This window comes from Micromonospora sp. NPDC047557 (genome assembly GCF_043205095.1).
Taxonomy (GTDB): Bacteria; Actinomycetota; Actinomycetes; order Mycobacteriales; family Micromonosporaceae; genus Micromonospora.
The window spans coordinates 252247-265373 of sequence record NZ_JBIDDK010000003.1 but is presented as its reverse complement, the minus strand read 5'-3'; the positions used below and the strand labels follow the sequence as shown (position 1 = coordinate 265373).

Genomic DNA, 13127 nt, shown 5'->3' with positions numbered 1-13127 from the left:
ACGCGCCGGTCCGGATTGCGATGTCCCGCGCTCAGGCGCCGCCGCCCGGCGCGTCCGCGCCGGTGTCGTCGGACGCCCGCGTCGCGGGCACCACGGGTCGGCTGGTCGGCGCCGGCGCGACCACCCACCCGGCGTCGTCGACGGGTGCTGCGGTGGCCGGGGCGGGTGGGTCCGCCGTCCGGGTGGCGGCCGACCAGACATCCCGCTCCGGCGCCGGCTGAGAATCATGCCCGGTGCGGGTGGCATCGCGCCACACGTGCTCGTCGTCGGTCTCGGCGGACCGGTCGGCCGGAGCGAAGGGTGGGGCGTCGTCGTCGCTGCTCGTGGCGGACGTCGGCTGCGCCGGCGCGGTCGGCTGCGGTGCGGTCGCCGGAGGTGGCTCCGGCGGCGCGAACGCGCGGAGCAGGCTGGCCACGCCGGCCGCGAGGTCTCCGGCACCGGTGGCCAGGCGTTCGGCGAATTCCGGACTCGGATCACGCAACGCGGCGATGCCGCGACAGACCGGGCAGACACAGCATTCGGCCGAACCGGTGGCGAAACCACCACCGCCGTGGGCGCCGCCGCCCGCAGCGGCACTGTGACCGAGGACACCGGCCAGCATCCCGCCCAGCGGGCCGAACGCGCCGCCCACCGACCCGCCGGAGGCCAGTCGCGCCCCCGCGAGCAGGGTGGCGACCAGTCGCTCCGCCTCTTCCCGGGCCGAACCCGGATCCGTTCCGCCCACCCTCGGCTCCTCTACCCTGCCGCCGGACGCGTCACTGCGCCGCACCGGGTGCTTCTACCCGGCGCTTGAGCTGCTTCAACGCGGTGTCCATGATCATTTTCTCGGCCTTGCGCCGAAACATGCCGAGCATCCCCACCGACAGCTCGACCTCCAGCGTGTACGTCACCGTGGTGCTCCCGTCCGGGTTCGCCACCAGGTCGTACGAGCCGCGCTGGCTCTTCTGCATCTTCGAGGGGGCGAGCAGGTGCCACTCGACGCGGGACAGGTCCTCGGCGTACTCGTAGGCGAGCACGTACTCGTCGGCCATCACCCCGGCGTCGATGGCGAACCGCACCTGGCTGGCGTAGCCGTCCTCGTACTCCTCGATCACCTCGGCGTGGCGCACCGCCTCGGTCCACTCCGGGTACCTCGGAAAGTCGCAGATGACCGCCGCCACCCGGTCCGGTGACGCGCCGATGATGATCGACTGGGTGGAGGAGTCCGCCATGGGGGGAGGCTACCCGGCGGGTACCGCCCGCACGCCGCGCCGCCCCCGCCGGGTAGGTTTCGACAGAGCCGAAGACCGTGGATGGGCAGCGGCCGGCCAGTGCGAGCACGAAGGAGTGCAGGTGCGCGAGTTCTCCGTTCCGCCGATCGTCACCGTTGGCGACGCGGCCAACCTCACCGATCCGGTCTGGGACAACGCCGAGGCCGCGCCGGACACGGTCCAGTTCGCCCGCGCCACCCGCTCGGCCGACGGCAGCGGCACGACCTGGGCCGAGGTGACCTGCCTGGCGTTCCGCGACGAGGTGGTGGCGGTGGCCCGGGGCCTGATCGCCGCCGGCGTCTCCCCGGGCGCCCGGGTCGCGCTGATGAGCCGGACCCGCTACGAGTGGACGCTGCTCGACTACGCCATCTGGACGGTCGGCGCGGTCACCGTGCCGATCTACGAGACCTCCAGCGCCGAGCAGGCCGCCTGGATCCTGGCCGACTCCGGCGCGGTCGCCGCCGTGGTGGAGACCGACGCGCACGCCGACCTGGTCGCCGGCGTCCGCGACCGCCTGCCCGAGCTGGTCCACCTCTGGCAGATCGACCGCGGCGGGGTCGACGAGCTGGTCACCGCCGGCGCCGCCGTCGAGCTGGCCGAGGTCGAGCAGCGCCGCAAGGCCGTCCGGGCCAGCGACCTGGCCACGATCATCTACACCAGCGGCACCACCGGCCGCCCCAAGGGTTGCGTGCTCACCCACCGCAACATGTACGCCGACATCGCCAACGCGGTGCCGGTGCTGCCGAACCTGTTCAACGCCGGCGCGGCCACCCTGCTCTTCCTGCCGCTGGCGCACGCGTTCGCCCGGCTCATTCAGATCGGCGTGGTGCAGGCCCGGGCCACCCTGGCGCACTGCGCGGACACCAAGAACCTGGTCGGCGAGTTGCAGGAGTTCCGCCCCACCTTCGTGCTCTCCGTGCCACGGGTGTTCGAGAAGGTCTACAACGCGGCCAAGCAGAAGGCCGAGGCCGACGGCAAGGGCGGCATCTTCGCCCGCGCCGAGCAGGTCGCCATCGCGTACAGCGAGGCTCTGGAGACCCCGCGCGGGCCCGGCCTGGCGCTGCGCGCCCAGCACGCGGTCTTCGACCGGCTCGTCTACCGCAAGCTGCGCGCCGCGCTCGGCGGGCGGTGCCGCGACGCCATCTCCGGCGGCGCTCCGCTGGGGCCCCGGCTCGGTCACTTCTTCCGGGGCGTCGGCGTGACGATCCTGGAGGGGTACGGGCTGACCGAGACCTCGCCCGCGGCCGCCGCGAACCTGCCCACCGGCACCCGGATCGGCACCGTCGGCCGGCCGCTGCCCGGCGTGACCGTCCGGATCGAGGACGACGGCGAGATCCTGATCTCCGGCGACCTGGTTTTCCAGGGCTACTGGCACAACGAGGCGGCGACCGCGGAGGCGCTCAGCGCCGACGGCTGGTTCCGCACCGGCGACCTGGGCCAGCTCGACGCCGACGGCTACCTGAGCATCACCGGCCGCAAGAAGGAGCTGATCGTGACCGCGGGCGGCAAGAACGTCGCCCCCGCGGTGCTGGAGGACCAGGTCCGCGCCCACCCGCTGATCAGCCAGTGCGTCGTCGTCGGGGACGCGAAGCCGTTCATCGGCGCGCTGGTCACCATCGACGAGGAGGCGTTGCCGACGTTCCTCGCGAGCGCCGGACTGCCCCCGGACACCCCGGTCGAGAAGCTGCGCGAGCACGAGGGTCTGCGCGCCGAGGTCCAGTCCGCGATCGACACCGCGAACCAGTCCGTGTCGAAGGCAGAGGCGATCAAGGTCTTCCGGATCCTGCCCCGCGACTTCGCCGAGGCGACCGGTGAGCTGACCCCGTCGCTGAAGGTCAAGCGACAGGTCGTCCACAAGACGTACGCGGCGGAGATCGCCGACATCTACCGCGGCTGACTACCATCCGTCACGTGCCCGCATCCGCATCCGCCCCACCACATCCGCATCCCCTCGCCGCGGCCGCCCGCCTGGTGATGCTGGCGCTGGTCGCGATCCTGACCCTGTTCGCCACCCGCGACGTCACCCAGCTGTGGTGGATCGCGCTGCTGGCGGTCGCCGGAGCGCCCTCCCTGCTCGCCCCGCAGCACCGGCTGATCGGGCCGCTGAGCCGGGTGGCCGAGGTGGTGGTGCTGGGGCTGGCCGCGAGCCAGGTCGCCGCCGTCGCGTCGATCGGGGGCACTGTCGACGGGCTCGGCGCCTCCGCGGTGCTGCCCTACCTGGCGGTGCCGGTGACCGTCACCGCCCTGCGCCGCCGCTTCCGCGAGGGCGCGGCGCTGCTCGCGGTGACCGCCGGCACGCTGCTGGTCAGCGGCGCGTTGACCCAGGTCGACGGCGGGCGTCAGCTCGGCCAGGTGGGCTACCTCGCGGTCTGCGCGCAGTGGCTGATCCTCGCCGCGCTCGGGCTCTACGCGGCCGGCACCCTGCACCGGGTGATGGCCGTCCGCGCCGACGGCAAGCCCCAGCCGTACGCCGAGGCGACCCGGCTGCTGACCCAGCTGCGGACGGTGGCCCGGCAACTGCCCGGGGCGACCCTGGACCCGGGCGGCATCTCCGAGCACCTGCTGGAGGAGCTGCGCACGGTGGCCCGGGCGGACCGGGGCGCGGTGCTGTCGGCCAGCGGCGGGGGCCGGCTCGTGGTGCTCGCCCAGGCCGGGGTGGACCGGGTGGACTGGGAGACGACCCTGGACGCGGACTCGGCGATCGCCGACGCCTGGGCCAGCCAGCAGGCCACGACGGCCGCCCGCTCGCAGTCGCGCTCCCACCGGGGTGGGGACGTGTCGGCGCTGATCGTCCCGCTGGTCGCCGGGGTGCGCACGGTGGGGCTGGTGGTGCTGGAGGCGGACGTCGCGCAGGCGTACCCGCCGCCGGTGGTGTCCCGGGTGACCGGGCTGACCCAGCCGGCCGCGCTGCGGCTGGAGGCGGCGCTGCTGTTCGACGAGGTCCGTTCGCTGGCCACCAACGAGGAGCGTCAGCGGCTGGCCCGGGAGATCCACGACGGGGTGGCGCAGGAGCTGGTGATGGTCGGCTACGGCATCGACAACGCCCTGGCCACCGTCTTCGACGACGCGGACGAGACCGCCGAGGCGCTGCGTACGCTGCGCGGCGAGGTGACCCGGGTGATCCAGGAGCTGCGGCTGAGCCTGTTCGAGCTGCGCAGCGAGGTGGACCGCCAGGGCGGCCTGGCCGCGGCGATCGCCGAGTACGCCCGGACCGTGGGCGCCTCGGGCGGGTTGCGGGTGCACCTGTCGCTGGACGAGTCCACCGCGCGCCTGCCGGCGGCCACCGAGGCCGAGTTGCTGCGCATCGCGCAGGAGGCGGTGACCAACGCCCGCAAGCACGCCGGAGCCTCAAATCTCTGGGTCACGTGTGAGGTGGACCCCCCGTACGCTCAAATTGAAGTGTCGGATGACGGTCAGGGGATGGCTGACCAGCGCCCCGACGGACGGTACGGTCTTGCGATCATGGCCGAGAGGGCGGAACGTATCCGGGGCCGGTTGGAGATCAGGCCGCGGCAACCCAGCGGCACGACCGTGGCGGTGGTTCTCGGCACCTCGTCCCGGCGCGACAACGTGCGCGACAGCGCAGCACCAGAAGGGGAGTAACCCGAGGATGACCACAAGTCCGACACCGGCCACCCGCACCAAGGTTCTCCTTGTCGACGATCATGACCTGATTCGCAAGGGCCTGCGGCACGCCTTCGAGCGCGACCGTCAGTTCGAGGTCGTCGGCGAGGCCGCGACCGCGGCTGAGGGGGTACGCCAGGCCGGCGCCCTGCAGCCGGACGTGGTGATCATGGATCTGCGACTGCCCGACGGCAGCGGCCTGGAGGCCACCCGCGCGCTGCGCAAGTCCAGCGCGTCGATGGGCATCGTGGTGCTGACCATGTACGCGGGCGACGACCAGCTCTTCGGCGCCCTGGAGGCCGGCGCGAGCGCCTTCGTGCCGAAGACCGCCCCGGCCGACGAGGTGGTGGCCGCCGCGCGGCACGCCGCCTCCTCGCCCAGCGCGTTCACCGCCGCCGACCTGGCCGAGGCGATGAAGCGTCGGCTCGCCCCGTCCGGCCCGCAGCTCTCTCCCCGGGAGGGTCAGGTGCTGCGGCTGCTCGCCGACGGGATGAGCGTGGCGGGCATCGCGAAGCAGCTGTTCGTGAGCGAGTCCACCGCCAAGACCCACATCTCGAAGCTCTACGAGAAGCTCGGCGCCGCCAACCGGGCACAGGCGCTGATGACCGCGCTGCGGCTCGGCCTGCTCGAAGCGCCGGACGCCCCGAAGTTCTGACCCGCGCCCGCTCGTCGAGCGGGACACCGCGATCGAAGGTCCGTGCCGGCCCACCGCCGGCGCGGACCTTCGCGTATCGACCGACGTCGGCGGGAATTCGGCGGCACGCTATGGTCTGGCGGGTACGTCGGGGGCAGAATACCCGCGCGGGCGACGACGCCCGCGTCGCGGACTCAAGGGGTTGAACGCATGCAGCGGCCGGACTGGGCACCCGACACCATCGACATCGAGCGCCCGAGCGTCGCGCGGATGTACGACTACTACCTCGGCGGATCGCACAACTTCGCCGCCGACCGGGCCGCCGCGCAGGCGATGGTGGCCGCCGTCCCGGAGGCGCCGCTGATGGCGCAGGCCAACCGGGCGTTCCTGCGCCGAGCGGTCCACCACCTCGCCGAGGCCGGCGTCCGACAGTTCCTCGACATCGGCTCGGGCATTCCCACCGTCGGCAACGTGCACGAGATCGCCCAGCGCATCGACCCGGAGTCGCGGGTGGTCTATGTGGACGTCGATCCGGTCGCGGTGGCGCACAGCCGGGAGATCCTGGCCGGCAACGACCGCGCGGTGGTCGTACAGGAGGACCTGCGGCACCCGGAGCGGATCCTGGCGCACCCCGACGTCCGCAAGCTGCTCGACCTGAGCCAGCCGGTGGCCGTGATGATCGTGGCCGTCCTGCACTTCGTCTCCGACGACGACCGGCCGGCGGAGCTGCTGGCGACGCTGCGCGACGCGTTGGCGCCCGGCAGCTACCTGGTGCTGTCGCAGGCCAGCGACGACGGGCGCAGCGAGGACGAGCGCGCCGAGGCCGAGCGGGTCTACCGGCGTACCGACAGCCCGCTCTGGATCCGTAACCGGGCCGAGCTGACCGCGCTCTTCGACGGGTTCGAGCTGGTCGACCCGGGCGTCGTCTGGGTGCCACAGTGGCGACCGGACACCCCGGAGAGCGCGGAGGACGCCGAGCGCGCGGTCTTCATGGGCGGCGTCGGACGACTCGGTGACTGAGTCGCCCGGGGAGGCCACCCGCCCGGGCACCTTCGCCCGCGCATGGGCCAAGGCGGTCTCCGGCACGAGCTACCTGCCGATGACCCAGGCTCAGCTCGAGGCCCTGCTGCACCGGCTCACCGGGCAGCTGGCCGGCGCGCTGCTCGCCGAGCCGTTCGACCTGCGGGCCGGGCACCGGGTCGGCGCCGAGTTGGTCGCCGCGCACATCGCGTCCGCGGAGGGGCTGGGTCGTACGGTCGAGGTCATCCAGCTCCGGCTCGTACGGGACCTGGGACTGGTGGCCGAGGACGTCGAGGACCGGATGGCGCGGTTGCTCGCCGCCGTGGCGACCGGCTACGCCCGCGCGCTGCGCGACCGGACGCTCGACGAGCAGGAGTCGATCCGCCGGGCCGCCATGATGGCCCGGACGCAGGCCGAGCGGGCGCTGCGGGCCAGCGAGGCCCGATTCCGCCACCAGGCCACCCACGACCCGCTCACCGGCCTGCCCAACCGGACGCTGTTCACCGAACGACTCACCGCCGCGCTCAACGAGCCGGGCCGGGGCGCCCAGCGCATGGGGGTGTGCTTCCTCGACCTGGACCGCTTCAAGGTCGTCAACGACAGCCTGGGGCACCAGGTGGGCGACCGGCTGCTGACCACGGTGGCCGAGCGGCTGCGCCAGGCCCTCGGTGAACACCTGGTGGCCCGCCTCGGCGGCGACGAGTTCGTCATCCTGGTGGAGGACGCCGGCGGCACCGACGCCGTGGTGGAGGTGGCCGAGAGCGCCCTGGCCGCGGTCCGCACACCGGCGGTGGTCGACGGGCACGAACTCCAGGTCACGGCGAGCATCGGCATCGTCGAGCGGCAGGTGGCCGGGGCCACCCCCGGCGACCTGATGCGGGCGGCCGACAGCACTCTGCACTGGGCGAAGTCGGCCGGCGGGGCGCGCTGGGCGCTCTACGACGCCGAGCGCAACCGCCGTGAGCTGGCCCGCTACGCCCTCTCGGCGGCCATCCCGGCCGCGCTGGAGCGGGGCGAGTTCTACCTCGACTACCAACCCCTGACCTCGCTGCGCGACGGCCGGCTGCTCGGCGTGGAGGCGCTGGTCCGCTGGCGCCATCCGGAGCTGGGCGTCCTGCGGCCGGACAGCTTCATCGCGCTGGCCGAGGAGACCGGCCTGATCGTGCAGCTGGGTGGGTGGGTGCTGGCCGAGGCGTGCCGGGAGGCGGAGGCGTGGTCGGCGGAGGGCGTCCAGGCGCCGTTCGTGAGCGTCAACCTGGCGGTCCGGCAGGTGCACCGGCCCGGCCTGGTGCAGGAGGTCCGCACGCTGCTGCGCCAGACCGGCCTGCCGCCCGAGCGACTCCAGTTGGAGATCACCGAGAGCACGATGATGAGCAGCGCCAAGGAGCCCGTGCGCGCGCTGCGGGTGCTTGCCGATCTCGGGGTACGCATCGCCATCGACGACTTCGGCACCGGCTACAGCAACCTGGCGTACCTGCGGGACCTGCCCGTCACCGAGCTGAAGGTGGCCGGGGAGTTCGTGGCCGGCCTGCGCTCGCCGGCGGTGGGGCGTACCGACGAGCGGATCCTCGCCTCGCTGGTGTCGCTGGCGCACGCGCTGGACCTGACGGTGACCGCCGAGGGTGTGGAGACCGCCGGGCAGGCCGAGCGGCTGCGGGCGATCGGCTGCGACGCCGCCCAGGGCTGGCACTTCGGCCGGCCGGCCCCCGCCGACCGCATCCTGGCCCGCATCCGCTGAATCCCCCGCACGGCCCGTAGACATCGTCTACGTCCGCCTGGTAGACACTGTCTATGAGCGAGGGGGAGGCGGGCCTGCGGGCCCGACTGGTGGCCGCCGGGGTGGACCTCGTGCTGAGCGAGGGCCAGTCGGCGGTGTCACTTCGGGAGATCGCCCGCCGGGCGGGCGTCTCACACGGCGCCCCGCGCCGCTACTTCCCCACCCACGTCGACCTGCTCTCCGCCATCGCCCGGGAGGGCTTCGCCGACCTCACCGCCCGCGTCGAGGAGACCCTGCGCGCGGCCGGCACGGGTCCGCGTACCCGCTTGGTCGCGCTGGCCCGGACGTACCTGGACTTCGCCGCGGCGCACCACGGCATGTTCGAGCTGATGTTCCGCCACGACCTGCTGGCCAGCAGTCGTCTGCGGCTGCGCGAGACGAGCCTGCCGCTGTTCACCCTCCTGGTCGACCTGGTCGCCCAGGCACGCCAGCCGACCGACGCGCCCGCCCCGGTGCTGGCCGGCGCGCTCTGGGCCAACCTGCACGGCATCGCCCAGCTCTGGGCCTGGGGCAGCCTGCCGCTGGCCACCGGCGTCACCGACGACGACACCCTCCTGCGGGCCGCGCTCGACGCGCACCTCGGCCCCGCCCCGCACTGAACCGGGAGAAGACGTGCCCCTGCTGTACGACATCGGCAAACTGACCGTCGGCACCACCCTGCGGCTGGGCTGGCGGCCCCGCGTGGAAGGGCTGGAGCACCTCCCCCGCCACGGCGGCGCCATCCTCGCCGGCAACCACCTGTCCGTCGCCGACGAGGTGTTCCTCGGCTGCCTGACGCCGCGCCACGTCACCTTCTGGGCCAAGGCCGAGTACTTCACCGGCCGAGGCCCGAGCGGCTGGCTCAGCCGGCGGATCGTCGCCGGCATGGGCGCCATCCGGGTCGAGCGCGCCGGCGGCCGGGCCGCCCTCACGGCCCTCGACGCGGCCGTGCCGGTGCTGCGCGCCGGCGGTCTCGTCGCCATCTACCCGGAGGGCACCCGGTCCCCGGACGGGCGGCTCTACCGCGGTCGGGTCGGCATGACCCGGCTGGCCCGCGACGCCGAGGTGCCGATCATCCCGGTCGGTGTGCTCGGCACCGCCGAGGTGCTGCCGGTCGACGCGCGGGTGCCCCGCCGACACCCGGTCACCCTGCGGTTCGGTCCGCCGATCCCGGTCGCCGGCCGCATCACCGGGCCCCGCGACATCCGGACGATCACCGATGAGGTGATGGCCGCGATCCAACGGCTCACCGACCAGGAGTACGTGCCGCGCTACGCCCCGCCCCGGCCGGCCCGCAGCTGAACACGGGCGGCGGTCAGCCGGCGAGCAGAGCCGCCATCCGCTGTGCCTGCGCCTCCCAGCGCCACTCCCGCTCCACCCACGCCCGGCCGGCTGCGCCGAGTTGGCGGGCCAGATCCCGGTCGGCGAGCAACCGGGCGACCCGGTCGGCGAGCTGGGCGACGTCCCGGCCGCGGACCACGTACCCGGTCTCGCCCTCACGGACCGCGTCCGGGGCGCCGCCGGAGTCCCCGGCCACCACCGGCAGACCGGTCGCGGACGCCTCTAGGTAGACGATGCCCAGCCCCTCCACGTCCAGGCCGCGGTTGCGGGTGCGGCAGGGCATCGCGTAGACGTCGCCGGCCGCGTAGTGCGCCGGCAGCGCGGCCGCCGGCACCGAACCGGTGAACACCACGTCCCGCTCGACGCCCATCTGCCGGGCCAGCTTCTCCAGGGTCGCCCGGTACGGACCGCCGCCGACGATCAGCAGCGCCGCGTCGGGCACCCGGCGGCGGATCTCCGGCAGCGCCCGGATCAGCATGTCCTGACCCTTGCGCGGCACCAGCCGGGACACGCACACCACCACCGGCCGGTCGGTCAGCCCCAACCGGGCCCGGACCGGCTCACCGTCCACCGTCGGGTGGTAGGTGTCCACGTCCACCCCGGGCGCCAGCCGGCGCAGGTCGGTCACCCCGTCCAGCACGCGGGCCAGCCGGACGCGGGTGTACTCGCCGAGGTAGGTGGTCACGTCGACACCCCGACCGATGCGCCGCAGCGCCGGCCGGCCAGCCGGCAGCGCCGCCCAGCCGACCTCGTGGCCGTGGGTCTGCGCCACCACCCGGCGTACGCCCGCCCGGCGGCGCAGGCCGGCCGCGAGCAACCCCAGCGGGGCCGCCGCGCCGAACCACACGGTGTCGCAGTCGTACGCGCGGGCGAGGCGGGCCGCCCGGCGGGCGATCAGCGGGGTGGGCAGCAGCACCCGGGTGCGCTCGCGGATCACCTCGAACGGTTGGTCGGCGTCGAACTTCGCGGCGCCGCGCCAGCTCGACGCGTACACGACCACCGACCCGGCTGGCTGACGCACGGCGAGGTTGTGCACGAAGGACTGGATGCCGCCCGGACGGGGCGGGAAGTCGTTGGTGATCAGCAGCGTGCGGCTCATCGGCTGGCCTCCCGGGCGTACGCGCGGGCGGCGGCCATCCGCTCCACGGTGGACGGATGCGAGGCCGAGTAGAGATATTCCCAGCGTGGCGGGTCGGGGTCGCCGAGGTTGACCGAGCCGAGGCGGCGTTGCATCGACTCGAAGGCCACCGGGTCGCGGGTGAGCGCGAGCGCGTGCGCGTCGGCTCGCGCCTCCACCCGCCGCGACATCAGCGCCTGCACCGGGGTGGCGACCAGGCCGGCCACCGTGACCAGGGCGATCAGCAGCGGAAACGCGCGCGGATCGGCCACCGAGTCGACGCCGGCCAACCGCAGCAGCAGCCCCCGCGAGCCGAGCAGGTAGAGCGCCACCACGGCGGCGGCCGCGCCCAGCGCCCCGGTCAGCGTGCCCACCGCCACGTCGGAGTCCTTCGCGTGCCCCAACTCGTGCGCCACCACGGCGGTCACCTCGGCGGGCGTGGCCTCGTTCAGCAGCGTGTCGTAGACGACCACCCGGCGGGTCGGCCCGAGGCCGGAGACGTACGCGTTGACCGCCCTGGTGCGCCGCGAGGCGTCCGCGACCAGCACGTCGCGCACCGGCACCCCGTCGCGGGCGGCCATGCTCATCAGCTCGGTGCGCAGCGGACCCTGCTCCATCGGGGTGAACTTGTTGAAGACCGGCTCCACCAGCACCGGCAGCACGAACGAGAGCAGCACCACCAGCAGGGCCGCGCCCGCCGCGCCGAACGCCCACCACCAGCGCGGCGCGAACCGGATGACCGCGTAGAAGCCGAACAGCGCCACCGCGCCGATCACGGCGCTGACCGCGTACGACTTGAGCAGGTCGACGGCCCAGCCACTCCATCCGTTGGTGCTCAGCCCGTAGCGGGTCAGCACGCTCTGGCGCCACGCGGAGAACGGGAGGGTGAGCAGGTCGGCGACGAGCACCGCGGCGAGACCACCGAGCACCGCCCGCGCGATCCAGTGCCCACCGAACGGCCGGCCCACCAGCTCGACCAGGCGGCTGCCCAGCGGGGTGAGGCCGAGCGCGACGGCGATCAACAGCCCGACGGCGAGCGCGGCGTAGCTTCCGGGGCGCAGCGCGGCACGGAACGCACGCCCCTTGGCCACCTGCTCCGCCGGGAGATCACGCAGCGCGGCGAGCTGGTCGGCGCGGGGCGCCGGTGGCCGGTGCCAGGGAATGAACAGCGCGGCGGTCACCAGCAGGGCCACCGTCAACCCGGCCAGCGTCAGCAACGCCCAACCGCGCGGGGTCACCGGGGCCCGCCGTGCTCGCGTCGTACCCCGTTCATCCCGCCGCTCCTCCCGCCGTGACCGCCCATCCTATGGCCCGCGAAAAGCCCGCTTCGCCCACGGTGTCGCGCTCCGGCGACGCGGACGGCCGTGCGGGAACTCAGGCCACCCGGCGGACCCGGCGTACGGCGACGTCGGGCCGCGCGGGCGCGGCCAGCACCTCGACGTCGAAGCCGGCCCGGGCGAGCACCTCGATCGCCTCGACCTCGGCGGCGACCAGCCCGGCCGCCGGGGACGTCTCGTCGAACAGGGCGGTCAGCGGGCAGCCGGAACAGCCGTCGGCCCGTTTCGCGCACCCGTCGCAGTCGATGAGCATCACGCCTCCTGATCGCTGGCGATGCGCGGTCGACGCCCTGTCGTCGTCGCCCGAGCACCGTCGGTCACATCGACGCTATCCACCGGGTACGACAGAAACCCCGTCCGACCGCCCGTTGGGGGCGAGATCCACTCCAGATCAGCGAAATCGGGGTATCCCGGCCGACCGGACACCCCGACATCGCCGACCTCGTGTCGATCAAGGTGCCGGGGTAGCCCACGGGCCCTCGATCGTCGTCGATCCAATCGCCGGTCAACTGCCGGTCAAGCGCCTGTTCCCTCGACCGGGGCCGCTGCGATCGTTGCCCTACGGCCGATCCACCGCCCGCCGAGGGTCCACCGACGCACCTGCCGGGCTGGGTGCAGCCGGCCGTCCACGTTGATCCATCGGAGGATTCGAATGCGCGGACCATCCTCGACCACACGCTCCCGGCTCCCGGCCGTCGCGCTCCTCGCGGCCATCGCGACGGCCGCGGGCGGGCTCGTCGCCACGCCGGCGCAGGCCAGCTCGGCATTCGGCTGCAACTACCCCCGCGTCTGCTTCTGGGTGACCGGGAACCCGTACGACGGCGCCGCACCGACCGCGTCGTTCCAGGACAACTACTACCAGACCCTCGGGTCCCGGAGCAGGGGCGCGGACTGGGTCTACAACAGCCGCAACGACGACGGCGCGAAGATCTTCTACTCCAACGGCGACTGGGTCTGCGTCTCCCCGGGCGAGCTGGCCTACCTCGAGCCGTACGGCTACGCGGTGGCCCTCGACATCATGGACTCCCCGTACTGCTCCTACTGACCG

At 73.8% G+C, this 13127-nt stretch carries 13 protein-coding genes; 8 read left to right on the top strand and 5 right to left on the bottom strand.

All coding sequences use genetic code 11. The annotated features are described in order from the left end of the window. Window positions 1-31: 31 nt before the first annotated feature. Together ACGGAQ_RS11685 and ACGGAQ_RS11680 are read right to left on the bottom strand one after the other, a co-directional pair. Window positions 32-724: a hypothetical protein gene (locus ACGGAQ_RS11685; RefSeq protein ID WP_393047411.1), complete on the bottom strand. Its 693-nt coding sequence runs from the start codon at window positions 722-724 to the stop codon at window positions 32-34. A 31-nt stretch (window positions 725-755) separates the two neighbouring features. Then, on the bottom strand, window positions 756-1211 hold the full coding sequence (locus ACGGAQ_RS11680) for an SRPBCC family protein (RefSeq protein WP_363942255.1): 456 nt from the start codon (window positions 1209-1211) through the stop codon (window positions 756-758). 121 nt (window positions 1212-1332) lie between these two features. Between ACGGAQ_RS11680 and ACGGAQ_RS11675 the strand changes: the two genes are divergently transcribed. The 7 genes from ACGGAQ_RS11675 (at window position 1333) to ACGGAQ_RS11645 (ending at window position 9586) form a co-directional block, all read left to right on the top strand. Further along, entirely contained in the window at window positions 1333-3147 is a 1815-nt protein-coding gene (locus tag ACGGAQ_RS11675) for an AMP-dependent synthetase/ligase (RefSeq protein ID WP_393047407.1), read from the top strand. A gap of 77 nt (window positions 3148-3224) precedes the next feature. Continuing rightward, window positions 3225-4853, top strand: a complete 1629-nt coding sequence (locus ACGGAQ_RS11670) for a GAF domain-containing sensor histidine kinase (RefSeq protein ID WP_393047875.1) — start codon at window positions 3225-3227, stop codon at window positions 4851-4853. Window positions 4854-4860: 7 nt separating this feature from the next. Beyond that, window positions 4861-5529, top strand: a complete 669-nt coding sequence (locus ACGGAQ_RS11665) for a response regulator transcription factor (protein ID WP_007072219.1) — start codon at window positions 4861-4863, stop codon at window positions 5527-5529. Between the two features lie 189 nt (window positions 5530-5718). Further along, window positions 5719-6528, top strand: a complete 810-nt coding sequence (locus tag ACGGAQ_RS11660) for an SAM-dependent methyltransferase (protein ID WP_354858194.1) — start codon at window positions 5719-5721, stop codon at window positions 6526-6528. 79 nt (window positions 6529-6607) lie between these two features. Continuing rightward, window positions 6608-8266 carry a putative bifunctional diguanylate cyclase/phosphodiesterase gene (locus tag ACGGAQ_RS11655; RefSeq protein WP_393047873.1) on the top strand — a complete coding sequence of 553 codons (1659 nt, stop codon included), beginning with the start codon at window positions 6608-6610 and terminating at the stop codon, window positions 8264-8266. 53 nt (window positions 8267-8319) lie between these two features. Beyond that, the gene (locus ACGGAQ_RS11650) at window positions 8320-8904 is read left to right on the top strand and encodes a TetR/AcrR family transcriptional regulator (protein ID WP_393047404.1); all 585 of its coding nucleotides are present in this window, start codon (window positions 8320-8322) and stop codon (window positions 8902-8904) included. Between the two features lie 13 nt (window positions 8905-8917). Then, window positions 8918-9586: a lysophospholipid acyltransferase family protein gene (locus tag ACGGAQ_RS11645; RefSeq protein WP_393047402.1), complete on the top strand. Its 669-nt coding sequence runs from the start codon at window positions 8918-8920 to the stop codon at window positions 9584-9586. 13 nt (window positions 9587-9599) lie between these two features. Here ACGGAQ_RS11645 and ACGGAQ_RS11640 read toward each other — a convergent pair whose 3' ends face one another. The 3 genes from ACGGAQ_RS11640 to ACGGAQ_RS11630 all read right to left on the bottom strand — a co-directional run bounded on the left by ACGGAQ_RS11640 (window position 9600) and on the right by ACGGAQ_RS11630 (window position 12332). Continuing rightward, complete coding sequence (locus ACGGAQ_RS11640; RefSeq protein WP_393047399.1) at window positions 9600-10724, bottom strand: glycosyltransferase family 4 protein; 1125 nt, start codon at window positions 10722-10724, stop codon at window positions 9600-9602. Beyond that, entirely contained in the window at window positions 10721-11980 is a 1260-nt protein-coding gene (locus ACGGAQ_RS11635; RefSeq protein WP_393047397.1) for a M48 family metallopeptidase, read from the bottom strand. The genes ACGGAQ_RS11640 and ACGGAQ_RS11635 overlap by 4 nt, the downstream gene beginning before the upstream one ends. Before the next feature lie 136 nt (window positions 11981-12116). Next, window positions 12117-12332: a hypothetical protein gene (locus ACGGAQ_RS11630; protein ID WP_393047395.1), complete on the bottom strand. Its 216-nt coding sequence runs from the start codon at window positions 12330-12332 to the stop codon at window positions 12117-12119. Window positions 12333-12731: 399 nt separating this feature from the next. Here ACGGAQ_RS11630 and ACGGAQ_RS11625 point away from each other — a divergent pair, with 399 nt between their 5' ends. Next, window positions 12732-13124, top strand: coding sequence for a hypothetical protein (locus tag ACGGAQ_RS11625; RefSeq protein ID WP_393047392.1), 393 nt, complete (start codon window positions 12732-12734; stop codon window positions 13122-13124). Window positions 13125-13127 lie beyond the last annotated feature (3 nt).

Bases quoted from the DNA above. Each gene is read 5' to 3' on its own strand.
- ACGGAQ_RS11625 (WP_393047392.1), top strand. From the start codon at position 12,732: ATGCGCGGACCATCCTCGACCACACGCTCCCGGCTCCCGGCCGTCGCG.
- ACGGAQ_RS11630 (WP_393047395.1), bottom strand. From the start codon at position 12,332: ATGCTCATCGACTGCGACGGGTGCGCGAAACGGGCCGACGGCTGTTCC.
- ACGGAQ_RS11655 (WP_393047873.1), top strand. From the start codon at position 6,608: ATGACCCAGGCTCAGCTCGAGGCCCTGCTGCACCGGCTCACCGGGCAG.
- ACGGAQ_RS11640 (WP_393047399.1), bottom strand. From the start codon at position 10,724: ATGAGCCGCACGCTGCTGATCACCAACGACTTCCCGCCCCGTCCGGGC.
- ACGGAQ_RS11680 (WP_363942255.1), bottom strand. From the start codon at position 1,211: ATGGCGGACTCCTCCACCCAGTCGATCATCATCGGCGCGTCACCGGAC.
- ACGGAQ_RS11660 (WP_354858194.1), top strand. From the start codon at position 5,719: ATGCAGCGGCCGGACTGGGCACCCGACACCATCGACATCGAGCGCCCG.
- ACGGAQ_RS11650 (WP_393047404.1), top strand. From the start codon at position 8,320: ATGAGCGAGGGGGAGGCGGGCCTGCGGGCCCGACTGGTGGCCGCCGGG.
- ACGGAQ_RS11665 (WP_007072219.1), top strand. From the start codon at position 4,861: ATGACCACAAGTCCGACACCGGCCACCCGCACCAAGGTTCTCCTTGTC.
- ACGGAQ_RS11670 (WP_393047875.1), top strand. From the start codon at position 3,225: ATGCTGGCGCTGGTCGCGATCCTGACCCTGTTCGCCACCCGCGACGTC.